At 70.5% G+C, this 24,459-nt stretch carries 13 protein-coding genes and 1 riboswitch; of the genes, 11 read left to right on the top strand and 2 right to left on the bottom strand.

Annotated features, from left to right (window positions below; translation table 11 throughout):
• Nucleotides 1-107: 107 nt before the first annotated feature.
• The 7 genes from OTB20_RS13640 (at nt 108) to OTB20_RS13610 (ending at nt 15,713) form a co-directional block, all read left to right on the top strand.
• Nucleotides 108-833, top strand: a complete 726-nt coding sequence (locus OTB20_RS13640; RefSeq protein WP_267817466.1) for a 2-phosphosulfolactate phosphatase — start codon at nt 108-110, stop codon at nt 831-833.
• Between the two features lie 313 nt (nt 834-1,146).
• Nucleotides 1,147-1,737 (top strand): hypothetical protein, encoded by a 591-nt coding sequence (locus OTB20_RS13635; protein WP_267817464.1) that lies wholly within the window; start codon nt 1,147-1,149, stop codon nt 1,735-1,737.
• Nucleotides 1,734-3,269 (top strand): serine/threonine-protein kinase, encoded by a 1,536-nt coding sequence (locus OTB20_RS13630; RefSeq protein WP_267817462.1) that lies wholly within the window; start codon nt 1,734-1,736, stop codon nt 3,267-3,269. The genes OTB20_RS13635 and OTB20_RS13630 overlap by 4 nt, the downstream gene beginning before the upstream one ends.
• A 116-nt stretch (nt 3,270-3,385) precedes the next feature.
• Nucleotides 3,386-3,730, top strand: a complete 345-nt coding sequence (locus tag OTB20_RS13625; RefSeq protein ID WP_267817460.1) for a hypothetical protein — start codon at nt 3,386-3,388, stop codon at nt 3,728-3,730.
• A complete protein-coding gene (locus tag OTB20_RS13620) occupies nt 3,727-4,335 on the top strand; it encodes a BMP family ABC transporter substrate-binding protein (protein ID WP_267817458.1) in 609 nt (202 codons plus the stop codon). Before OTB20_RS13625 ends, OTB20_RS13620 begins: the two co-directional genes overlap by 4 nt.
• Before the next feature lie 234 nt (nt 4,336-4,569).
• A complete protein-coding gene (locus OTB20_RS13615; protein WP_267817457.1) occupies nt 4,570-15,195 on the top strand; it encodes a LamG-like jellyroll fold domain-containing protein in 10,626 nt (3,541 codons plus the stop codon).
• Nucleotides 15,192-15,713: a hypothetical protein gene (locus tag OTB20_RS13610; RefSeq protein ID WP_267817456.1), complete on the top strand. Its 522-nt coding sequence runs from the start codon at nt 15,192-15,194 to the stop codon at nt 15,711-15,713. Before OTB20_RS13615 ends, OTB20_RS13610 begins: the two co-directional genes overlap by 4 nt.
• A 176-nt stretch (nt 15,714-15,889) precedes the next feature.
• Here OTB20_RS13610 and OTB20_RS13605 read toward each other — a convergent pair whose 3' ends face one another.
• Nucleotides 15,890-18,259 carry a YfhO family protein gene (locus tag OTB20_RS13605; RefSeq protein ID WP_267817455.1) on the bottom strand — a complete coding sequence of 790 codons (2,370 nt, stop codon included), beginning with the start codon at nt 18,257-18,259 and terminating at the stop codon, nt 15,890-15,892.
• Between the two features lie 176 nt (nt 18,260-18,435).
• Between OTB20_RS13605 and OTB20_RS13600 the strand changes: the two genes are divergently transcribed.
• Together OTB20_RS13600 and OTB20_RS13595 are read left to right on the top strand one after the other, a co-directional pair.
• A complete protein-coding gene (locus tag OTB20_RS13600; RefSeq protein ID WP_267817453.1) occupies nt 18,436-19,056 on the top strand; it encodes a SurA N-terminal domain-containing protein in 621 nt (206 codons plus the stop codon).
• Nucleotides 19,057-19,086: 30 nt separating this feature from the next.
• Nucleotides 19,087-20,076 (top strand): nucleoside triphosphate pyrophosphohydrolase, encoded by a 990-nt coding sequence (locus tag OTB20_RS13595; protein WP_267817452.1) that lies wholly within the window; start codon nt 19,087-19,089, stop codon nt 20,074-20,076.
• 34 nt (nt 20,077-20,110) lie between these two features.
• On the opposite strand, the gene OTB20_RS13590 is transcribed toward OTB20_RS13595, so the two are convergent.
• Complete coding sequence (locus OTB20_RS13590) at nt 20,111-21,295, bottom strand: globin domain-containing protein (protein WP_324290365.1); 1,185 nt, start codon at nt 21,293-21,295, stop codon at nt 20,111-20,113.
• Nucleotides 21,296-21,494: 199 nt separating this feature from the next.
• Between OTB20_RS13590 and OTB20_RS13585 the strand changes: the two genes are divergently transcribed.
• Both OTB20_RS13585 and OTB20_RS13580 read left to right on the top strand, forming a co-directional pair.
• Nucleotides 21,495-22,739 (top strand): cytochrome P450 family protein, encoded by a 1,245-nt coding sequence (locus OTB20_RS13585; RefSeq protein ID WP_267817590.1) that lies wholly within the window; start codon nt 21,495-21,497, stop codon nt 22,737-22,739.
• 142 nt (nt 22,740-22,881) lie between these two features.
• Complete coding sequence (locus OTB20_RS13580) at nt 22,882-24,012, top strand: transglycosylase family protein (RefSeq protein ID WP_324290364.1); 1,131 nt, start codon at nt 22,882-22,884, stop codon at nt 24,010-24,012.
• Between the two features lie 275 nt (nt 24,013-24,287).
• A riboswitch (cyclic di-AMP (ydaO/yuaA leader) is annotated at nt 24,288-24,459 on the top strand.

Below are 24,459 nucleotides of genomic sequence, written 5' to 3'. Positions count from 1 at the left end.
CGCGATGCCGCGCCGGTGCGGCGGCTGAAGGAGGCCGGGACGCCGTAGTCGCGTGAGGCGCGTCACCCTCCCGGTGCCCCGGGTCGGGGGGCGTGATCATGACCGGAATGGACTCCCGTTTCCTTGGTAGCGCCGAGCTGGCCGAAACCCCGTCCGTGGCGGTGCTCGTTGACGTCATGCGCGCTTTCACCGTGGCCGCCTGGGCCTTCGCCCGAGGGGCGGAGAAGATCGTTCTCGCCGGGTCGCTGGACGAGGCCCTGGCGCTCAAGGCCCGCCACCCGGATTGGGTGGCGCTCAAGGACGGTCCGCCCGCGCCCGGGTTCGACGCCGTCAACTCGCCGGGCCTGCTGCGCTCCGTCGACCTCGGCGGACGGACCGTCGTGCAGAAGACCACGGCGGGGACGGTCGGCGCCCTGGCGGTCAAGGACGCGCCGCTCGTGCTGTGCGCGAGCTTCGTGGTGGCGGAGGCGACGGCTCGGCTCCTGGAGACGCGCGGCGGCGACGGTGTCACCTTCGTCGTCACCGGCGAGGACGGGCGGGCCGACGAGGATCTGGCGTGCGCTCAGTACATCGCCCGGCGAGCCGCCGGGACCGGCACGGATGCCGCCGAGTTCCTCCGTCGCGCCGCCGCGTCGCGCGCCGCCACCGAGCTGGCGGAGGGTGTGCGTCAGGGAGTTCATCCCGATGACGTCGAACTCTGTCTCGAGCTCGACCGGTTCCCCTTCGCCATGGTGGCGGCCCTGGAGGGCCCGCTCATGGTCCTGCGTCCGCGCGCCGTGCCTGCGCCGAGCGGCGTCGGGCCTCCTTCCGGTCCTGGCGGTCGACGGTCGTGAAGAAGCCGTCCTTGGCCTCGATCGTCACGATGGCCTGGCCTGGCCTGGCCTGAGGCCGGCCGCCCGGCTCGGGGAGCAGCTCGTACAGGGTCTGCACGACGGGCTGTCGGACGGTACGGTCAGGCCGCACTGAGCGCGCGGGCGGGGGCGGCGGCCCGGCCGGGCCGCGACCGTACAACGGTTGAGCACATCCCCTCACTCCCGGCCGGAAACGCTGTATACGCTCAGACCCGGAACTTCCCGCGCACTTCCCCGCCCTTCCAGCCCTTCCCTCCTCCCCGTCCTTCCTTCGCACGGCCCGTCAGGAGCAGCGATGCACGGCCCCGGCACTCCGCCGCCCCACGGTCACCAGCCCAGCACCGGGGGCGTGGTGGCGCTCCGCGTGCTGTTCGCGCTGCTGCCCATCCTGAGCTGCGGTCTCCTCGCCTGGGGGACGATGCTGCGGCTCGCGCTGGTCACCCGTCAGCGCCGGGACTGGTGGCTGCTGGCGGCGTCCGGCGTGCTCGCGGTGGTCTGGACGGTGCTGTCCGGCTCCGACCCGACCCCCGACAACACCGGCTGGCAGGCCAACACCGGCGCGATCGGCACGGTCCTGACCGGCCTGTCGATCACCGTGTACTACCTCGTCACCGACATCCGGTACCACCAGGCGCGCCAGGCGGCGCCCGCCCTCGGGTGGTACCCGCCGGCCGCCTCCCCGTACACACCGACCCAGCGGCCGCCCTCCTACGGGTACCCGCCCGTCCCGCACCAGACGCCCGCGCCCACTCCGCGGCAGGCCCCCGAGCCCGCGCCCGCCCCGACGCCGCCCCCGCGCATCGGGCAGGTCCGCGCCGAACTCGACGAGCTCAGCGAGCTCCTGCGCAAGCAGCAGCCGCCCCACAACGAGGGCCCCCGCCCGTGACGGACCGGCTCATCGGGGACCGCTACCAGCTCGCCACCATCCTGGGCCAGGGCGGCATGGGCCAGGTCTGGACGGCGTACGACCGGCGGCTGGACCGCCGCGTCGCGGTCAAGCTGCTGCGCCCCGACAAGGTGGCCGGCCCCGGCTCCGTCGCCGAGGAGCTGCGCCGCCGCTTCGTGCGCGAATGCCGGGTCACCGCGCAGGTGGACCACCCCGGGCTGGTCACCGTGCACGACGCGGGCAACGACGGCGACGAGCTGTACCTCGTCATGCAGTACGTCGAGGGCGCCGACCTCGCCGACCACCTCGCCGAGCACGATCCCTACCCGTGGCCCTGGGCGGTCTCGGTGATCGCGCAGTTGTGCTCGGTGCTGTCGGCCGTGCACGCCGTGCCGATCGTGCACCGGGACCTGAAGCCGCGCAATGTGATGGTCCGCCCCGACGGGACCGTGCTGGTCCTGGACCTCGGCGTCGCCTCGGTGATGGACACCGACACCACCCGCCTCACCAGCACCGGTTCGCCGATCGGCAGTCCCGCGTACATGGCGCCCGAGCAGGCCATGGGCGGGGCCGTCGGTCCGCACACCGACCTGTACGCGCTCGGCGTGGTGCTCTACGAGCTCCTGTCCGGCAACGTCCCCTTCGCCGGATCCACGGCGCTCGGGGTGCTCCACCGCCACCTGTACGAAGCCCCGGTCCCGGTGCGCCAGTTGCGCCCGGAGGTCCCGCAGCAGCTGGAAGCCGTACTCCTGCAACTGCTGGCGAAGGACCCGCAGGAGCGGCCCGCCTCCGCGCAGGCGGTGTACGCGGCCCTCGCGCCTCTGCTGCCCCACCGGGGCTCGGGCGCTCTGGGGGTCCCCCCGGACGGAGTCCGGGGGATTGGCCCGCTCGACCCGACCCGGCCCTTCCTGCGCCCGCAGGCCCCCTGGCCCGACCGGGTCACCGTGATCCCTCCCCGGCCCGCCACCCCGCCCGCGCCGCCGAGGCCGGACGTCCCGGCGGCCGTTGAGGAGGCCAAGAAGCTCCTGGACCAGGGCATGCTCACCCAGGCCGTGGACATCCTCGGCGGCATCCTCCCGGCGGCGGCCGAGCAGCACGGCGTGCACTCGCCGGTGGTCCGCTCCCTGCGCAAGCAGTACGCGGCCACGCTGATGGACGACGGCCAGTACCGCCGCGCCCTGCCCGAACTACATCGCCTCGCGGAGGAGTTCCCGGCCGGCGACCCGAGCGCCCTGCGCTTTCGCTACGACGCGGCCCAGTGCCTGGAACAGCTCGGCGAACCGGGGGCCGCCCTCGCCGAGTACCGCGCGCTGCTGCCGCTCTTCGAGAACCACTACGCGAACCCGGACCCCGGCCTGCCCCTGGAGGTCCGCCGCCGCATAGCGCACCTGCTGCTCTCCCTCGGCGACCGCGCGGCCGCCCACGACACCCTGGCCCGCCTCCTCTTCGACGCGGAACGCCTGCACGGCCCGGCCCACCCCTTCTCGGCGGAGGTTCGGCGGACCCTCCAATGGCTGGGTCGGGTGCGCTGACGGAGCGGGCTTTCGCGATCACGGACCCGGGAACGGGTGCTTCCGGTCAGCGGTGTACCGTACGGCGTCCTGTCCGCATCCGTATGTGTCAATGCGTTCCCGAGAGGTAGTCGATCGTGAAGGACACCGTCGCCGTCGAGAGTGTGGCCCCGCCGCGCGAGAGGACCCTTCCCGGGCTTCTTCCCAGGGCCCTCCTGGCGGCCGTACCGGTGCTGAGCCTCGGAGTCCTGGGTGCGGTGCCCTCGCTGGTCATCGCACGGCGCCGGGGTGCGCGCGCCGACTGGTGGGCAGCCCTCCTCTTCGGCTGCACCACCGTCGCCTGGTGGTTCCAGATAGCGCTCACGCCGGAGGAGACCCACGGCTGGCAGTTCGGCGCCGACGCCCTGCTGCTGTTCCTCTCCACGGCGGGCGCCGCCCTGCACTGCGTGTTCGCCAAGAGACTGGCGGCGGAGCCCCGATGAAGACGCGACGTACGTGGAGGAACGGGGCAGATCGCCCCGAAGCCAGGAGCGGTACGCTCCTCGGCCGGGTGCTGGCACGGGTGAGCGGCGCGCTGCGCGGTCGTTCGGGGTGGACGCTGGGCGGCGCGGTCGTGTCGGTGCTCGCCCTGGTGGGCGTGTGGGTGTTCGCCGGAGGCGAGCCGGGCGGCCCGCCCGACCCGAGGGCGCGCCAGTACAAGGAGTTCGACGCCTGCCTGCTGACGGACGAAAAGGGCATCGTGACCGGTGCGCCCGCCGCTCCGGTGTGGGAGGGGATGCAGGCGGCCTCGCAGGAGACGCGTGCGCGCGTCACCTACGTTCCGGTCGTGGGAGAGCCGTCCACCGAGAACGCCCGGCCGTTCTTCAACAGCCTGATGCAGCGCAAGTGCGACGTGGTGCTTGCCGTCGGCGCTCCCCAGGTGGAGGCCACGCGGGCAGGGGCGACGGAGCATCCGAAGGCGCGCTTCGTCGTGGTGGACGGCCCGGAGGCGGCCGGGAACATCACCGTGGTGAAGTCCGGTGACGGACTCAAGGAGGCCGTGGCGGAGGCCGTCAGGCGAGCCGTCAAGGCGTCGTCCGGCGCATAGCGGTCAAGCGCCGGTCTCGAGTGGCGGGTAAAGGCCTAGTAAAAGGACCTACCCCGGCTCAAACGTACGTTCGCTGGTCGGGCAGTCTCGCGAGGATTTCATAAACTTCGCGTAAGTAAAGGCTCGCCCATGCGTGTTCGTAGGGTCCGGAGCTCTCGCCTCTTCCCACCGGGTCGTACCGGTAGGCGAAGAGCGAGGGCTACCGCTCTATCCGTCCTGATTTCCTTCTCCTGCATGCTCACCACCGAGACGGCGGCAGCCAATGGCGCCACGTTGCCGGCGCTGAGCATGCCCCGATTCTCCCTCTCCGGCCTGATGGACTGGGCCGGCAAGTCCCCGCTGGACACCCCCGACCAGCAGGGCGGCACCGCCCGCGGCAAGGGCCACAAGGCCTCCGCCGACGACACCAGTGCCGAGGGCGGCGCCGGCCGCGCGCCCGGCAAGGGCAAGGGCGAACTCGATTCGTACAAGCGGTTCACCGACGAGCCCGGCACGGCCACGACCGGCCGGGCCAAGGGAACGGCGCAGAGCTTCGACGCCCGGACCAGCAAGCGGGACGCCAAGAAGTCCACGGCGACGTCGGACCTCTACGTCAACGCCGACGGCTCCACCACCGTCCGTCACTTCGCCGGCCGCACCAACTTCAAGGCCGGCGACGGAACCTGGAAGCAGATCGACACCGGTCTGGTCGCGGACACGGACGGCCGGCTCCAGGAGCGCTCCAACTCGCTCGACGTCGAGTTCGCTCCGAACGCCGCCGACCAGCGGCTGGCCTCCATCGACTTCGGCTCCGGCCGCTCCCTCGCGTACGCGTTGAGCGGCGCCGCGAAGGCCGCGCCCACCGTGGCCGACAACGGCACCGCGACCTACGCCGGAGTACTGCCCGACACCGACGTGCAGCTCGTGCCGCTCGCCGAGGGCTTCAAGGAGAACCTCGTCCTGCGCTCCGCGAAGGCGGCGAACTCCTGGACCTTCCTCCTGGACGGCAAGGGGCTGACGCCGCGGATCGCGGCCGACGGCGACGTGGAGTTCACCGACGCCGCCGGCAAGGTGACCGCCACCATCCCGCACGCGTTCATGGAAGACTCCAAGATCGACCCGCGCTCCGGTGACGCCGCGCAGTCCCGCGCCGTCACCTACGAGCTGATCAGCGTGGACGGGAAGCCGGCGCTGCGGATGACCGCGGACCGTGCCTGGCTGGACGCCCCCGAGCGGGTCTACCCGGTGACCGTCGACCCGACCGTCACCTCCAGCAACTCCACGTACAGCCAGAGCACGATCTCCGGTGACCACTCCACCGAGAACCAGATCAAGGTCGGCTCGTACGACTCCGGCACCAACAAGGCGAACTCCTTCCTGCAGTTCTCCTCGCTGGGCAGCACGCTCGCGGGGCAGCGGGTCACCGCCGCCACCCTGAACGTGTACGCGCTCTGGTCCTCGACCTGCACCCCGGAGTCGTTCTCCGTCAACCACATCACGCAGGCGTGGACCCCCTCGGGCGTCACCAGCTACCCGGGTCCGAGCTTCGGCACGGCCATCGGGTCGACCACGCCCGCGCCGGGCGCGTCCTGCAGCAACAGCTCCGGCGCCACCAACGTCGGCGTGAAGATGCCGGTGACACTCCAGACCGCCTGGTTCGACCAGGTGGCCCTCGGCGGCTCCAACTTCGGTCTCGCCCTGACCGCGCCGACCGGCGACGCGCTGCACTGGAAGAAGTTCCACTCGGACAACTCGGCGACCTCCGCCTGGCGTCCCGCCCTGGAGCTGACCTACTCGCCCAACACCAAGCCGCAGGTCGACGCCCAGTACCCGCCGGAGAACTTCCAGGCCAACACCCTCCAGCCGGAGCTGCTCGTCAACGCGAGCGACGCCGACAACTGGCCCGGGGCGCTGACGTACTCCTTCGAGGTGTACGACGCCGACAGCACGAGCACGACCCCCGTCGCCACGTCCGGCCTCATCGCCGACCGCGCCTGGAAGGTCCCTGCCAGCAAGCTCAGCTGGAGCAAGAACTACAACTGGTACGTGAGCGTCACCGACGGATACGACTCGGTGCTGTACTCGGCGAGCCGCTTCTCCACCACGGTGCCGCAGCCGCCCGTCACCTCGCGCCTGGCCCAGAACAACGACGGCCACGAGTTCGACCCGTCGGACGGCAACTACACCACCGACGACACCGACGCGGACGTACCCGTCGTCGGCCCGTCGCTCCAGATCGACCGCTCGTACAACAGCATCGACCCGCGGATCGACAGCGCCTTCGGTGCCGGCTGGTCCACGGTCGTCGACATGAAGGCGGCCGAGACCAAGGACGGCGCCGGTACGGTCACCAGCGTCGCGATCACCTACCCGGGCGGTGAGCAGGTCGCCTTCGGCCGCAACACCGACGGCAGCTTCGTGCCCCCGCTGGGCCGCTACGCCCGCCTGGAAACGGTCAGCGGCGGCTACAAGCTGACCGACAAGGACTTCACGGCCTACTCCTTCACGCAGTCGACCACGAAGACCGGCGTCTACGCGATATCCGGCATCGTGGACTTCGCGGGCCGGGCCGAGACGTTCACGTACAACGCGTCCAAGCAGCTGACGAAGATCACCAACACCACGGCCGGCCGCTCGCTCGGGCTGACGTGGGCCACTCCGGCCGGCGCCACCGTCCCCCACGTGGCGACCGTGTACACCGACCCGTCGGTGCTGATCGACCCGAACAGCGCCCAGACGTGGCAGTACACCTACACCGGCGACCAGCTCGCCACGGTGTGCGCGCCCGAGGACTGGTCCAAGTGCACGCAGTACACGTACACCACCGGCAACCACTACCGCACGACGGTGCTGGACGCCGACCCGTACGCGTACTGGCGGCTCGGCGAGGCCGCCGGCGCGACCGTCACCAAGGACACGGTCGACACCAACCAGGGCAAGTACAACGCCCTCTACCGCAACGTGACCCTGGGCAGCAGCGGTCTGCTGGCCGGCTCCACCCAGAAGACGGCCACCTTCAACGGCACCACGTCGTACGTCGAGATGCCGAGCGCCCCGGGCGCCACGCCCTCGTACACGACGATCTCGCTGTGGTTCAAGACCACCCAGGCCGGCGGCGTCCTCTTCTACTACGGTGACAAGCCGCTGAGCATCGCCGACCCGGTCGTCAACACCTCCTACAACACCCCGGCGCTGTACGTGGGCACCGACGGCAAGCTGCGCGGCTGCCTGGCGACCGGCAGCTGCGGCACGACGATCACCTCCGCCGCCACCGTCACCGACGGCCAGTGGCACCAGGCGACCCTCACCGGCGCGGGCACCACCCAGACCCTTTACCTGGACGGCGCCGCGCAGGGCACCAAGACCGGCCAGATCAAGGACTGGAACACCCCGTACATCGCACTGGGCGCGGGCGTGAACAACCGCGGCTGGCCCGCGATGAACGCGAGCGACCAGCTCGGCCACTTCTCCGGCCAGCTGGCCGAGGCCGCGATCTACACCGAGCCGCTCACCCCCGAGGTCATCGGGGCGCAGTACCAGGCCGCCAAGCGGTCCGCCGGTCTGCTGCAGAAGATCACCACGCCGGGCGGCAAGACCCAGGCGTCGCTCACCTACGGCACCACCGACGACCTGGTCCTGCAGGCCACCGACGGCAACGGCGGCACCTGGAAGCTCAACCCGGCCACCGTCACCGGCTCCTCGCAGGTCTACCGCTCGGCCGTGATGGGCTCCGCCCCGTCCGGCTACTGGCGCCTGGACGACACGCAGGGCGCGGCGCAGGCGGCCAATGAGCTGCACACCGGCTTCGGCACGTACAACACCGTCACGCAGGGCGTGGCGGGTCCGTTCGGTACCGGTGACGTGAGTGCGGCGCAGTTCAACGGGACCAGTTCCTTCGTGGAAGTGCCCTACGGGCCGCTGCACACGAAGGCGGACCGCTCGGTCGAGCTGTGGTTCAAGACCGCCAAGCCCGGCGTCATCATGAGCGACCAGTCCAAGGCACCGAACGACCCGGCGGGCGTGAGCGGCGACTGGAGCGATCTGCTCTACGTCGGCGCGGACAACAAGCTGCACGGCCACTGGTGGAGCAGCACCTGCAACGGCAACGCGAACGTCTCCTCCACGGCGGCCGTCACCGACAACGCCTGGCACCACGCGGTCCTCTCGGCCGCCGGCACCACGCAGACGCTCTACCTCGACGGCACCAAGCAGGGTAGCTGCACCGGCGCGGCCAACGACCAGGCGACGACCCGGACCTTCGTCGGCGCCGGCTTCAGCAAGTGGTACAGCTCACCGGGTGACGTCAGCTTCTTCACCGGCTCCATCGCCGAGGTCGCCGTCCACTCCAAGGGCCTGAGCGACGCCGAGGTCGGGCAGCACTGGTCCGCGTACAAGGCGTCCTCCGGTGTCGCACCCGTGCGGACGGTCACGCTCACCGACCCCACCAACAAGACGCTGACGTACGTGTACGACGCGGAGCTGGGCAACCGCATGCTCGCGACGGTCGGCACCGACGGCAAGCGGACGACCTACGGCTACGACACGGCGGGCTTCCTGCACACCGTGACCGACGCCAACGGCAACCGCAGCGTCACCGGCCACGACATCCGCGGCAACACGGTCTCCCAGTCCGTCTGCCAGGACACGGCCGCCAACAAGTGCTCCACGGCGTACTACAGCTACTACCCGGACGCCACCACGGCGTTCCCGCCGATGGACCTGCGCAACGACCTGCTCCTCACCGAGCGCGACGGCCGTTCCTCGGGCCCGACGGACAACACGTACCTGACCAGCTACGCCTATGACACGGGCGGCAAGCTCACCGCGGTGACCACGCCGCCGGTGCCCGGCTTCCCGAACGGCCGCACCGCCAGCACCACCTACACCACGGCCACCACCCCGGCGGCCGAGGGCGGCACCGCCGTGACACCGGCCGGCCTGGTCAACCAGGTGACGACGGCCGGCGGCAAGAAGACCACGTACAGCTACTTCGCCAACGGTGACCTCGCGGAGATCACCGACGCCAACGGCGCCAAGGCGAAGGTCACGTACGACAACCTCGGCCGGCAACTGACCCGGACCGAGATATCCGACGCCAACCCGGCCGGTCTCGTCACGTCCCAGACGTACGACAAGAACGACCAGGTCGTCACCGAGACCGGCCCCACGGTCACCAACCGGGTCACCGGCGCGGCGCACCAGGCCAGGACGACCACCGGGTTCGACGCGGACGGCAACATCCTTTCCCAGACGGTCTCGGACGTGACCGGCGGCGACGCCGCGCGTACGACGACCATGACGTACGACCCGTACAACCGTCTCGCGGGCCGCACCGACCCGGGCGGCGACACCACGTCGTTCGAGTACGACGGCTACGGCAACAAGGTCAAGGAGACGGACCCCGCGGGGAACGTCAACACCTACACCTTCGACGGCGAGAACCGCCCGCTCACCACCAGCCTCCTGAACCACACCGGCGACCCGAACAACCCGTCGGCGCCGGCCACCCTGGTCCAGGAGTCGCGGGCCTACGACCCCGCCGGCCGCCTCGCGTCGATCACCGACTCGATGGGCTGGGTGACGGCGTACACCTACACCGACGACGGCCTGTCTGCCGGCGTGGTCCGCAAGGACCCGCAGACCGGCAAGTCCTTCACCCAGCAGGCCAACACCTACGACGCCGCCGGGAACCTGCTCCAGCAGGTGACCAACGACGGCCGGACCACGACCGCCTTCACGGTGGACGCGGCCGACCGCACGACGAAGTCGGTACTCGACCCGTCCGGGCTCGCCCGGACGACGAAGGTCTCCTACGACCCGGACGACAACGTCGTGACCGAGACGGAGACGGACCCGGCGACGGGTGACGTCTCCACGTCGGACACCCGCTACGACCAGCTCGGCAACGTCACGGGCAAGACCGTCCACGACGGGACGACGGCGCCGGTCGGCAGGTGGAAGCTCGACGAGAGCGCAGGCACGACCGCCGAGGACTCCTCCGGCGGCACCAACAAGGTCACTCTGACCAGTGGAGTGACCCGTTCCACCGAGCACGGTGGCTCCGCGGTCTTCGGCGGCACGTCGAGCAGCTACGGCAAGACGTCCGGCCCCGTCGTGAACACCAACGGCGGCTTCTCCGTCGGGGCGTGGGTACGCCTGGACGACACCACCGCGAACCACACCTTCCTGTCCCAGGACGCCGTGTACGGCAACGGCTTCCAGCTCTACTACTCCACCGCGTTCGGCTGGACGTTCAACAGGCCGAACAAGGACGAGGCCGGACTGACCCTGACCCGGGCCGTCTCCGGCACCGCCGCGGTGACGGCAGGAGCCTGGACCCACCTCTTCGGCATGTACGACGCGGAGGCGGGCAAGATCCGTCTCTACGTCAACGGGACGCTCGCCCAGGAGACCGCGTTCACCGAACCCTGGGAGGCCACGGGGCCGCTGCAGATCGGACGCCGCAAGGTGGCCGGCTCCTACGGCGAGTACCACAAGGGCGCCCTCAGCGACGTCCAGGTCTACGGCGAGGCACTGACCGCGGCGCAGGTCACCGCGGTCAAGGGCGGCACACTCCCGGCAGCGGGCAGTTCCGTGCGCACCAACTCCTGGAGGCTGGACCAGCGCGGTCTGCCGCTGGCGATGACGGATGCCAACGGCAGCACCACCGACTACGGCTACGACGAGGCGGGCCAGCAGACCACGGTCACCGAGCCGACCGTCAACGCGGAGCAGAACGGCGGGACCCCGGTCTCCGTCCGCCCCGTGTCGATGACCGGCTACAACACCTTCGGCGAGCCGACCGAGTCCTCGGACCCGCTCGGCAACGTCGCGGTCACCGCGTACGACGCCGAGGGCCAGGAGTCCTCGACGGCCTCGCCGAACTACACGGCGCCGGGAGCCTCGACCCCGATCACCGCCACGAGCTGGAACGAGTACAACAAGCTCGGCCAGGTCACGGCGGAGGTCGACCCGCTGGGCGCCCGCAGGACCTACACGTACACCCAGCTCGGCGACCTGGCCTCGGTCACGGACCCCGGCGGCGGTACGACGAAGTACGTCTACGACACCAACGGCGACCAGCTGTCGGCCACCCGGCCGAACGGCGCCCGCGAAGAGACCACCTGGGACTACCTGGAACGCCCGCTCACCAGCACGGACATCGTGCGCCAGCCGACGCAGCGCGCGTTCACGGCGATCAACGAGTACGACGCCCCGGGCGGCAACCTGTCCCGGACCGTGAGCCCGACCGGTATCACGCAGTCCTACAAGTACAACAACGTGGGCGAGGTCACCGAGGCGACCGACTCTGCGGGCAGCAAGTCCACCTTCACCTACAACATGGACGGCCAGGTCCTCACCGCGACGGACCCGGACGGCACCAGCACCAAGAACACGTACGACGGCTTCGGTCAGGCCACCACCACGAGCGACCTGGACACGAACGGAACGGTGCTGCGCAGCAGCAGCTCCTCGTACGACCGGGCGGGCAACCCGGTGACTCTCACCGACGCCCGGGGACACACCACCACCTTCACGAACGATGCGACCGGCCTGATCACCAAGGCGGTCCAGCCGGTCTCCGCGACGGAGTCGATCACCACGACCTTCGGCTACGACGCGGCGGGCAATCGGACGCGCTTCACCGACGGCCGGGGTAACCCCTTCCTGACGACCTACAACACGTGGGGGATGCCGGAATCGGTCATCGAGCCCTCCACTCCGACCCACCCGAACGCGGCGGACCGCACCTTCACCACGGTGTACGACGGTGCGGGACGACCCAAGGAGCAGCGCTCCCCGGGTGGTGTGGTCGCCACCAATGAGTACGACGTCAAGGGCCGGCTGATCACGCAGGCCGGTACGGGCGCGGAAGTCGCCACGATCTCCCGCACGTACGACTACGACGCCGACGACCGGGTCACGGCCGTCGCGGGAACGGGTACGGACAAGAACACCTTCTCGTATGACGACCGCGGTCTGCTGTTGTCCGCGGCAGGGCCTTCGGGTGCCTCCTCCTTCGCCTGGAACGGCGACGGGGCGATGACCTCGAGGACGGACGCATCCGGCACGTCGAGCTTCGGCTACGACACGGCCGGCCGTCTGAAGACGGTCGACGACGCCGTCACCGGTAGCACGCTGACCTACGGCTACAACGTCAACAGTGACGTCACGTCGATCGACTACGGCACCGGCAAGGCGAAGCGCTCGTACACGTACGACGCCCTGCAGCGGGTCACGAACGACAAGCTGACCTCGCCTTCGGGCGCGCAGATGTCGTCCCTCACCTACGGCTGGGACGAGAACGGCAACGAGACGTCGAAGACGACGTCGGGTCTCGCGGGTTCGTCCGCGAACACGTACACGTACGACTGGGCGAACCGTCTGTCGTCGTGGAACAACGGGACCACGACGGAGGCCTACGGCTACGACGGGGCGGGCAACCGCACGCGCGTCGGTGGTGACACGTACACCTACGACGCCCGCAACCGTCTCACCTCGGACGGGCACAGTTCGTATGCGTACACCACGCGCGGCACGATGAGCTCGGTCACGGACGAGGGCGGCAGGACGACCTCGATCAAGGCCGACGCCTTCAACCGCGTGATCAACGAGGGCGACCGTACGTACGCGTACGACGGCCTCGACCGGGTGCTGAGCGCGAGCACTCCGACCTCGGGTCCGCTGTTCTCGTTCCAGTACAGCGGCGCCGGCAACGACGTCGCATCGGACGGCATGGCGACCTATAGCCGTGACACGGACGGGTCGCTGGTCGGAGTCAAGACGGGCGTCGCGTCGGTGCTGGCACTGACGGACCTCCACACCGATGTGGTGGGGCAGTTCACCGCCACGGGCGAGGCACTGACCGGTTCGACGACGTACTCGCCGTTCGGCAAGGTCGTCTCGACCCAGGGCATGGCCGGCCAGCTGGGCTACCAGTCGGGCTGGACGGACCCGGAGACGGCCAAGGTCAACATGGCCGCGCGGTGGTACTCGCCGCAGACGGGCCAGTTCAACAGCCGTGACACGGTCGCCCAGAACCCGCTCCCTGCTTCGGTGACGGCGAATGGCTACGCGTACGCCAACGCCAACCCGATGACCGTCACCGACCCGACGGGTCACTGGGGTGACTGGTTCAAGAAGATCGCCAAGAAGGTCACGCAGAAGGTCACGCACACCGTCTCGACTGCCTGGCACGCGACGGTCGCGACCGTCCACAAGGCCGCCGTGGTGGTCAAGCAGGCCGCGCGGCAGGTCAAGCAGGCCGTCAAGAAGACCGTGTATCGGACGTACCGGGCGGTCAAGAAGACCGTGCGCTACGTCAACGACAGCGTCCGGAAGGTCAAGAGATACGTCAAACGGACCTACAGGGCCGTAAAGAAGGTCGCCCACAAGGTCGTCAAGCACGTAAAGAAGCAGGTCCGTAAGGTCGCCAAGGCCGTCAAGCACGTGGCGAAGAAGGTGGTCAAGGCAGCCAAGAAAGTCGGCAGAGCCGTCAAGAAGGCGGCCAAGGCCACAGCCAACTTCGTCAAGCAACACGCCTCGACCATCGCATCGGTGGCCGTCGGTATCGCGGTCTTCGCGGGCTGCACCGCCATCACGGCGGGCGTCGGTGCGATCGGCTGCGCGGCCCTCGCGGGCGCGGTGGCCAACGGCGTCGGCTACATGATGAGCGACGGCCCCAAGACGCTGGGCGGCTTCGCCATGGCGGTCGGTGTCGGTGCTCTGACCGGAGCCGTCGGCGGTGTCGCAGGCGGCTTCGCCGCCGGTGCGGCCGGGCGTCTGCTCTCGGGCACGGCCGGCCGGATCCTCTCCGGTGCGGCCAGCGGCGCGACGGAAGGCGCGGCGACCGGCGCGGTCGAATACGGCACGTCCTGCATCAACAGCAGGGAGGGCTGCAGCGTCGGCGGCGTGGCGAAGGCCACGGTGATCGGCGCGGCGATGGGCGGCATTTTCGGCGCGGCGGGAAGCGTACGCGGCCCGAAGTCGAAGGCGGGTCAGGGAGCGGACGCTCCGACCAGCTGCAGGGTGGGTACTCCTCACAGCTTCACCGGCACGACGCTCGTGGTACTGGCCAACGGCTCGGCGAAGCCGATCGCGGACGTCAAGGCCGGTGACTACGTCCTCACGGCTGAGCCCGGCAAGAAGAAGAAGGAGAAGCACCGGGTCAAGGAGGTGATCGTCACCAAGACCGACCGTGACTACGTCGATGTCGTCGTAGCCACGAAGGACGGTCCGAAGACGATCCAGACCACCAAGCACCACCAGTTCTACGAGTCCACCCGGAACGCCTGGACCCAGGCCGGAGACCTGAAGGCCGGCCAGCAGCTCCAGAACGGCGACGGCGAGCTCACAGCCATCGTCGAGGTCAAGTCCTACACGGCGGACCGCGTCACCTACGACCTGAGCGTCGAGGGCCTGCACACGTACTACGTCGTCGCCGGTACCACGTCCACGTCGGTACTGGTCCACAACTGCAACGTCACGGTCTACCGGGCCCAGCGCGCCGGGGGGTTCAGTGAGCGGGTGCACATAGATACCGACGGAAACGTCACGATGAGCGGTGACTCGATGATCCACGTCAACATGAGCGGCAACATCGCGCACACCGAAACTTTCCGCGGCGCGTCGAGCCAGATCGTCGCCTTCGACGTTCCTCAGTCGTTCGTCGACGAGGTCCGCGCTGCGGCCATGCGCCAGCGTAGGCCGAAGAGCATGAGTCGGCGAGAGTGGAACATCGACTCCGTGGGCAGACCGCAGATCGATGATCCGAAGGTTGCGAAGGACCTCTACGGCATTCCGGCGGACATGTTCCGCGGGAAGAACTTCTCTGCCTTCGAGAAGGCTGTGGTCCCTGGTTCTGGGAGAGTGGTCCGATGACGTCATCACCTGAATTTGCCAGGATCGCCAACCGCCCCGACACATCCCCGGACGGGCTGTTGTCGGCGTTCTACATCGAGGTGGAGGCGTGGGACGAGGCGGAGGCCTTCGGACGGCGGCTGCGGGAGTTGGTCGGGGCCGGCGTCAAGGCCGGCTTGGAGGCTGACTTCGAGGCCGAGACGCTCTCGGAGGCCGACGTGCCCGCTTGGGCTGCCGAGGCTTGGGCTGAGGCGGCTCCGAGGTATGCGGCGCATCGGGGGGATGAGGAGTGGACGGTTCAGGACCTCCTGTACTCATTCGATCCGAGTCAGCGGACTTGGTCCTGGTGGGACGTGACGCTGGTAGCCGGAAATATCGTGTGTATGTGGATCGATTCGAAGGAGGAGGCGGTCTACGGCTGCGAGGAACTGCGGTGGATGACCTACGCGGCTGGTGCGCGGTCACTGGTCGGGCCTTTGTTGAAGGAGAAGGGGGAGTGGGAGCAGTCGGCGAGTCTTGCCAACGAGGTCTCGCCGTGATTCCCGGACTCCATTCGTAATCCACTCGCCCGAACCTTGATGAATGCAGAGGCCCCACCGGATGTGCTTCCGGTGGGGCCTCTTCGGTGTCTGACGGCAGCAGTGACGGCAATTGCCGCGCTCCCGGGGAATAGTCAACGAGTCCGCACACCTTGCCGCTCCGCCCCGTACGGGTCTCAGGACCGCAACGGAGATCGGCGACCGCCGGGTCCCGGGCACCTCGTCCGCCAGAAGACCAGGAGGCCCAGCAGAGCCACCCCCGCCACCGCCAGCCCCGCCGCCAGCCCCGGCGGGCGGAACGTGCACGTGAGTGTCGTGGTGCGGCCATCCAAGGGGATCGACACCAGGCCCAGACGGGTGGCGGCCGGGCGCCCGTTGCAGGTCCAGCCTGCGATCGCCGGGGCCGAGAGGACCGCCGTGCCCCGGCTGCCCGGCGGGAGGGTGGCGCGGATCCCCGAGGAGTCGACCCGGAACGACACCGCCGCCGTGGCGCGGAGCTGTGCGACCGCCGCCGTCAGGCGGGGGCGGTCCAGGCAGGAGAGTTCCCAGTGCGCCGGGGCGGCGGCGTCGAAGACCAGCTGCGAGGGCTGGCCGTGCGAGACGCCCAGGGGCTGCAGGGCCGCCCTGTTGCGCGGGGGGTTGGCGTTCAGGCGGAAGGACGGGCCGTCCGCACGGCGGGCCGTCGCGTTGTACTCCGGGGCCCACAGGAAGGCCTCCGTACCCGCGCGGCAGACGCCGGGGGAGACCGGGTCCTCGTAGACCTTGGCCCCCAGCAGGAGTTCCTGGTTGGCGAAGGGCGAAGCCCCGTAGACCGGCTTCGGGCCCGCCGCACGGACCGTGACCAGCGGGGGGACCTCGGTGCGGGCGACCGTGCCGTCGGGGCGCAGGCGGGCGCCGACCGAGAAGACGGCGTCCGTCACCGGGTTGTCGAGGCTCTGCACATTGCGGCCGCGCGAGGTCCAGCCCGCCCCGAGGGCCGCCATGGTCCGCGTGAACAGGTCCGGGGTGTGGCTGCTGTAGTACGCGCCGCCCTCCCCGCCCAGCAGCATCGGGTCGTTGCCGGTCAGCGCCGGCCGCCCGGCGTCCGTGCGGTACGCGGGCCAGCCCTCGGCGCCCGCCAGGGCACGGGCGCGCGCCGCGTGGGCCGCGCCCCAGACGGGGTAGTCGTCCAGCCCCGCCAGCTTGCCCCGATGCCCGTGGGCGGTGGTCGCCGCAGCCTGGGCCAGCAGGACCAGCGCCAGCACGCCCACCGCCGGCAGGACCAGGCGCCGGTGGCGCAGCGCCCACCAGGCGGCGCCCGCCAGGGCCAGGCCGCCGCCGAAGAGGCCGAGGGCCCACGGAGTCGCCAGCGGGCTCCGGCTCGCCGCGAGCAGGACGACCGCCAGGGCCGCCGCCCCGCCCGCCAGCGCCCGCGCCCCCGGCGGCCCCGCCGACAGCCCCGCCCAGGCGGCCATCACCACGATCCCGGCCAGCACGAAGGTCTGCCGGTACGGGCTGCCGTTGGGAGTCGCGAAGAGGTGCCAGGCCAGGTGCGTCGGCATCCACTGCAAGGACAGCGCCACCAGCAGGACGAGCCCGGTCCACAGCAGCCGCTCCCGCCCCGGCACGGCCCGGTGGAAGGGCAGGGCCGCCGCCAGCAGCAGGGTCCCGGTGCCGATGAACAGGGCGGGGGAGGAGAAGGAGTACGTGGCGGGCAGCAGCCGGGCCAGCAGGTCCTGGGTCGCCACCGGCTCGAACGGCTTGAACCACCCCGGGTAGGCCTGCTTCGAGCTGAGGAAGAGCGGCAGGAGCACCGGCATCGACAGGGCGACGCCCAGCACGGTGGTCAGGGCCGCCCGCGCGAGGACCCGTACCCGCTGCGCCGCGCCCTCCCGGGCGAGGAACAACCGGACCAGCAGTACCAGGACCGCGCCCAGCGTCGCCATGTAGGCGGTGTAGAAGTTCGCCGTCCAGCAGAGCGCCACCACCACCGCGGCCGCCGCCGGCCGGCGCGAGCGCAGCGCCCACTCACCCGTCAGACACAGGAGCGGGAAGGCGATCAGCCCGTCGAGCCACATCGGGTTGTAGGAGGCCTCGATCACCGACCAGCCGCACAGCGCGTACGAGGCCCCGAGCAGCCCCGCCGCCCATGCGGGCCCGGGCCGCTGGGTGCGCAGCAGCCAGGCCATCGCCGCCCCGGCGGCCGCCGTCTTGAGCACGGTGACCACGTACACCGCGAGGTCGATGTCCTGGCGCGGGAACAGCCCCACCAAGAGCGCGAACGGGCTGGTCAGATAGGTCCCGAAGTCGGGCAGGAAGCTGCTCCCGTACCCGGACTGCCAGTTCAGCACGAGTCCGCCCCGGGCGCGCCCGTGCAGCAGGTCCCACAGGTGTGCGTGGAAGGGCACGAACTGATTGCCGAGGTCGTTGATGCTGCGGTGGCGCGGCCCGTAGGGGAAGACGCGCGCCACGGCGTCTCCGGCGCACACGGCCACCACCGTGACCAGGGCGGCGAGCGCCGGGCCGGGCAGAGCGGGGCGGCGCGGGGAGCGGTGTGGTGTCGACATGGTGGGCCGACCCTGGCAGCGCCGATGGGCCGAAGGGTGGCCATCGGTGGACGCGAACCCCAACACCCCCGGAATCGTTGGTCGAACCAGTGGCTCCGATCACTTCGACTGCATAACATCGATCACCGCACGGCCCTTGTGCACCGAAGCACAATCTCCCGGCCCTGGAGGCTCCTTTGCACCGTCGCACAGCGCTCTCCGTCTCCGCCGCCCTGCTCCTGGCGGCCCCTCTCCTGTCCGCGTGCTCGGGCGAAGCCCGCCCCGGCACCGCGGCAGTGATCGGCGGCGAACGGATCACCACCTCCGCGCTCCAGGCCCAGGTGAAGGACGTCCGCACCGCGCAGAACCGTTCCGAACACGCGGCCGAACTCATCGCGGCCGTCCCCCAGCTCGACCGGGTCAAACTCAGCACGATGCTGCAGAGCCGGATCCTCGACCGGATGGCCGAGGACGCCGGGATCACCGTCACCCCCAAGGAGCTCCAGGACGCCCGCAAGGCGTACGACGAGGGCAACCGCGGGGCTGCGGCCTTCGAGGAGGCGATCCTGCAGAAGGCGGCCGTCGCCCCCGACCAGATCGACCGCTGGGTCCGTGATCAGGTGCTCTTCGAAAAACTGAACGCCAAGTACGGCGAGGGCAAGCTCGCCGAGCCCGCGTCGAAGGCCGCGTCCAAGCTCGGCATCCAGGTCAACCCGCGCTACGGCGTCTGGGACGCCCAGCGAGTCACCCTCGGCGAGCACGCGACCCCCTGGATCACCCAGGTCACCCGGCCCGAGCAGCCTCCGGCCGGCGCCTGACACGGTTCTGCGGGGAGGTAGGTTCGGAGGGTGACTGACGACGTGTCCTCCGAGCCCACCGGCCGCATCGTGCTGCTGACCACGAGCCACCGGGTAGCCCCCGGCGTGCTGTCCTGGCCGGCCTGGCAGACCCTGCACGCCGCGGACCGGGTGCTGTGCGCCGACCCCGGCCACGCCCAGCTCCCATACCTGCGTGAGGCGGGTGTCGACGTGGCACTGGAGGCCCCGGACGCGCAGTCGCTGATCGAGGAGTGCGCCGGCGGGCGCACGGTCGTCGTCCTGCTGAGCGGGGAGGGCGACCGGCGGCTCACCGACGGGCTGTCCCGCTTCGCCGGATCGGGCCGGGTCGCCGTGCCGGACCTGGAGCTGCTGCCCGGTTCGTACGATCTGCCGGGCGCACGCCTGATCGACCTCGTCCAGGTCATGGACCGGGTCCGGCGCGAATGCCCCTGGACCTCGGAGCAGACGCACGAGGGGCTGGTGAAGTACGCCATCGAGGAGGCGTACGAACTGGTCGAGGCCATCGAGGACGGGGACCGCGAAGAACTGCGCGAGGAACTCGGGGACGTCCTGCTCCAAGTGGTCTTCCACGCGCGCATCGCACAGGAGGGCGGCCCCGGTGAAGAGGACGAGCCGTTCTCCATCGACGACGTGGCCGGAGCCCTCGTCGAGAAGCTGATCCACCGGCACCCGCACGTCTTCGGCGACGCCACGGCGAAGACCCCCGAGGACGTGAACGAGCACTGGCAGCGCACCAAGCAGGTGGAGAAGCAGCGGGAATCGGTGACCGACGGGATCCCGCTCGGCCAGCCCGGTCTCGCACTCGCGGCCAAGCTGGCGGGCCGCGCCCGTGCGGGGGCGGTGCCCGTGGAACTGCCCCGCGGGGACGGGGTCGGGTACGAACTGCTGGAACTGGCGGCGCGTGCCGAGGCGGCGGGGACCGACCCCGAGACCGCGCTGCGCGCGGCGGCCCGCTCCTACCGGGACGCGATCCGTGCGGCCGAGGGCGTCGGCGAGTAGCCTCCGGCAGCGGGAGGCCGCCACGGCTTCCGCTTCACAACTCCCGGGGCGCGCGGCCCGACGGGTTGTGCCAGTGCGGGGCCGGCCGGTTCAGGAACCACTCGCCGAAGCCCATCGGCCGCTCTCCGTCGTCCTGGCCCCTGCCGCCGGCAGGTACGGAGTCGTAGAAGATCCGGTCGGGGCGCGCGCCGAGTCCCTCCAGGAGGTGCGAGGTCTCCTGGATGAACTGCGGCGGACCGCTGAGGTAGACGTCCTGGTCGGGCCAGAGCCCGCGGTTGCTGAGCGCGGTCGCCAGCCGGCCGGTGGCCTCGTTGCGGTGCTGACCGGGGGCGGGGGTGATGTAGGTGACGCTCAGCCAGTCGAAGGCGGCCGCGCACTGGTCGATGAGCGGGCGGTCGTAGAGGTGGGCGGCGTCCCGCGCGACCACGAAGAGCCGTACGTCCTGATCGGGAGGGTGTTCCGCCAGGTCCTCCAGCATGGCGCGGACCGGGGCCCAGCCCGTGCCGGCGGCTATGAGGCTGACCGGGCGGTCCTCGCGGCGGAAGGTCATCTGCCCGCCGGCCGCGCCGAGCCGCAGCACGTCCCCCGGCTGCGTATCGCGGACCAGGGCCGTGCTGAGGCGGCCGCCCTCGATCCGGCTGACGTGCAGGTCGAGCGTCCCGTCGGCGCGGGGCGCGTTCCCCAGGGAGTACGTCCGCCAGGTCGTCGGCACCCGGTCGCTGCTCACGCTCGCGTACTGGCCGGGGAGATGGACGAAGGCGGCTCGCGGGCGGAGGGTGAGGACGGCGATGTCCTGCCCGTACAGCAGGTGGCGTACCACTTCCGCGTCCCACCAGGGCGGTTCCTCGCTGAGTGCGGCGCCGTCCATCATCGCGTCAGCGATGAACTGGTACGCCTCTGACCAGGCCTTTTCCGCCTGGGGGTGCCAGGCGCTCCCGGACGTCTCGGCGAGGGCGGCGATGAGGCTGGTGCCCACGGCCGCGTAGTGCTCGGGCCCCACCATGAACTTGCGGTGGTCGCGTCCGAGGTCGCGGAGATAGGGGACGAGCGTCTCGTTCTCCAGGTGGGCGATCACATGTGTGAGCGCGGCGAAGAGCCGGTCCCGCTGTCGCTCCATGTCCTCGAGGGAGGCCGGGAAGAGCTCACGGACTCCGGGGTTGTGCCAGAACAGGTGGGAGTAGAAGAACTTGACCGCGTGCTCGGCCCGTCTCTCCACCACCGCGAAACTGCTTTTCAAGATCCTCACATCCACAAAACCGAAAGTAGGAATGCCGGGGAACGTCAGGTCAAGCCAGAGCCGATCTACGGACAGCCGCGGCAAAGGACCTATATGGGGTGAGGGGCAGAGGGCGGGATACGGTCTCCGGGTGCACGAGCAGACCCCCGCAGCCCCCGAAGAGACCGCCGCCGACCAGTCCGTGGACGGGTCCGCCGCGCCGCCGACCCTGTTCGACTGGGAGTTCGCGACCGACCCGTACCCGGCGTACGCCTGGCTGCGCGAGCACGCGCCCGTGCACCGCACCACGCTCCCCAGCGGGGTCGAGGCCTGGCTCGTCACCCGGTACGCGGACGCCCGCCAGGCCCTCGCCGACCAGCGGCTCAGCAAGAACCCGGCCAACCACGAGGGATCGGCGCACGCCAAGGGCCGCACCGGGATCCCCGGGGAGCGCAAGGCGGAGCTGATGACGCACCTCCTCAACATCGACCCGCCGGACCACACCCGGTTGCGGCGCCTGGTGTCGAAGGCGTTCACCCCGCGCAGGGTCGCCGAGTTCACCCCGAGGGTGCAGGAGCTCACCGACCACCTCATCGACGGGTTCTGCGAGAAGGGCGAGGCCGACCTCATCCACGAGTTCGCCTTCCCGCTCCCCATCTACGCCATCTGCGAGATGCTCGGTGTACCGCGAGAGGACCAGGACGACTTCCGCGACTGGGCGGGCATGATGATCCGGCACGGCGGCGGCCCGCGCGGCGGAGTGGCCCGGTCGGTGAAGCAGATGCGCACCTATCTCGGCGAGCTCATCCACCGCAAGCGCGACGATCTCGGCGACGACCTGATCTCCGATCTGATCCGGGCCAGCGACCACGGCGACCACCTGACGGAGGCCGAGGCCACCGCGATGGCCTTCATCCTGTTGTTCGCGGGATTCGAGACCACGGTCAACCTCATCGGCAACGGGGTCCACTCGCTCTTCATGAACCCGGAGCAGCGCGAACGCCTCCAGCTCTCCCTCGCGGCCGGCGAGAGCGGACTGCTGGCCACCGGGGTGGAGGAGCTGCTGCGCTACGACGGCCCCGTGGAGCTGGCCACCTGGCGGTTCGCCACCGAGTCCTTCACCTTCGGCGGCCGGGACATCGCGGCCGGCGATCCGGTACTGGTGGTCCTGGCGGCCGCCGACCGCGACCCGGAACGGTTCGCCGACCCGGACACCCTGGACCTCTCCCGGACCGACAACCAGCACCTCGGATACGGGCACGGCATCCATTACTGCCTCGGCGCCCCGCTGGCCCGGCTCGAAGGGCAGACCGCGCTCGCGACCCTGCTGACGCGGCTGCCCGACCTCGAACTGGCCGTGCCGCCCGAGGAGCTGCGCTGGCGCGGCGGGCTCATCATGCGGGGGCTGCGCACGCTCCCGGTCCGGTTCGCGCCGCAAAATAGGTGAAACCGGGCTGAGTCGTAGTCGGTTGCCGTCCAAACTTGTGACAGGCGTTCGAAGGCCGCTAGGTTCTGCCGTTACCCCGCCGTTATGCGAAAGGTGCAGCCTCATGCGTTCCGGGAACGGCCGCCACAGACGCCCCCGACAAGTGCCCGCACTTGTCGTCACCGCCGGAGTCACCGGCTCCGCACTCGCCCTGCCACTGCTCGCCGCCACCGGCGCGAGCGCCGCGGAGACCTCTACATGGGACAAGGTCGCCGAGTGCGAGAGCGGCGGCGCGTGGAGCGCCAACTACGGCAGCGGCGCGTACGGCGGGCTGCAGTTCACCCAGGAGCAGTGGAAGAACGCCGGCGGGCTCGACTTCGCCGAGCGCGCCGACCTCGCCAGCCGCTCCCAGCAGATAACCGTGGGCGAGCGGGTACTGGCCTCCCAGGGCCCCCAGGCCTGGCCGCTGTGCGGAGTGCCGGCCGGTCTGACCCGGGAGGCGCCCGCCGCTTCGGTGGACCCGGGCCTGCCCAGCGGTTCCGAAGCCCTCGCCCCCACCCCGTCCCGTCCTGACGACGCGATGCCCCACGGCGGTTCCGGTTCTTCGTCCACGGACTTCGGTGCCCCGACTCCGCCGGCCTCGTCGTCCGACCCGCTGCCCGACTATCCGATCGGCGTCTCCAGCGGACTGCCCGTCATGCCCCCGCCGGACCTCCCGGAGACGCCTCCGGGCCTCCCGGGCGACCCGACGGCTCCCACGGGCCCGACGGCTCCCACGAGCCCGACAGGCCCCACGAGCCCGACGGACCCCACCGCCCCGACGGACCCCGGCACCCCGACGCCGCCATCCACGGACCCGACGGCTCCGGTGGTCCCGTCCGACCCGGCGAACCCCACCGATCCGGCGAACCCGGGCATTCCGGTGAATCCGGCACATCCGGTCAACCCGGTTGATCCCACGGCCCCGACGACTCCGGCCGCGCCCGGCGAGTCCACTGCCCCGGGCGCCCCGGTGGCCCCCGGCGCCACCACCGACCCGGCCGCTCCGGCGGCCGGTGCGACCGAGGGTGGCGGGAAGCACCGCGGCCCGGCCGCCGTCGAGGCGCCCGCCGCGTCTGATGCCGCGTCGGACCCCACGTACACCGTGCGGGCGGGCGACAGCCTGACGGCGATCGCGGACGCCAACGGAGTAACGGGCGGCTGGAACGCGCTCTACGAGGCCAATGAGCAGCTCATCGGCGGCGACGCCGACCTGATCAAGCCCGGCCAGAATCTGGATCTATCGCACCAATAAGGGCACTTAAGGCGCCCGGAAGCAGCTGATTGTCCGTTTTCTGTAAGTGAGACATGTGTCTCTTCAGGTCAACTGGCGTGTCAGGCCCGGAGCGTTCCGCAAACCCCGCCCTCACCTGCGCAAACACCCTTCCGGGGAGCGCAAGTAGGGGCGTTTCCCCCCGATGTTCCTCGTTGAACATCGGGGGGAGACCTGTCTACCTTCTGAATCGCTCGCCACCGCGGGCTCCTTCGACCGCATCGCCGAATCCTGCCGGCGGACGGAGGGAACACTCGTCGCGTAAAGCGCCGAAGGCAGGAGCGGGGGAACCAAGGTAGGCGCCGGACCCGGCCGTTGAGAGACGGTCACGGAACCGGCTAGGGGTTAAGACAAGCGCTAGGTCGCTTGGCCGGGCACTCACTCGCCCGAACCCGACAGCTCACCTCGTAGGCGTCGGTGAGGAGATCT

The sequence above is a fragment of the Streptomyces sp. H27-H1 genome (genome assembly GCF_026627445.1).
Lineage (GTDB): Bacteria > Actinomycetota > Actinomycetes > Streptomycetales > Streptomycetaceae > Streptomyces.
The sequence above is the reverse complement of the archived record's forward strand: the minus strand, read 5'-3'. Positions and strand labels throughout refer to the sequence as shown.

What these genes read in the sequence shown, in the direction of transcription:
- OTB20_RS13640 (WP_267817466.1), top strand. Translation starts at nt 108, where the DNA reads ATGGACTCCCGTTTCCTTGGTAGCGCCGAGCTGGCCGAAACCCCGTCC.
- OTB20_RS13635 (WP_267817464.1), top strand. Translation starts at nt 1,147, where the DNA reads ATGCACGGCCCCGGCACTCCGCCGCCCCACGGTCACCAGCCCAGCACC.
- OTB20_RS13620 (WP_267817458.1), top strand. Translation starts at nt 3,727, where the DNA reads ATGAAGACGCGACGTACGTGGAGGAACGGGGCAGATCGCCCCGAAGCC.
- OTB20_RS13615 (WP_267817457.1), top strand. Translation starts at nt 4,570, where the DNA reads ATGCTCACCACCGAGACGGCGGCAGCCAATGGCGCCACGTTGCCGGCG.
- OTB20_RS13610 (WP_267817456.1), top strand. Translation starts at nt 15,192, where the DNA reads ATGACGTCATCACCTGAATTTGCCAGGATCGCCAACCGCCCCGACACA.
- OTB20_RS13605 (WP_267817455.1), bottom strand. Translation starts at nt 18,259, where the DNA reads ATGTCGACACCACACCGCTCCCCGCGCCGCCCCGCTCTGCCCGGCCCG.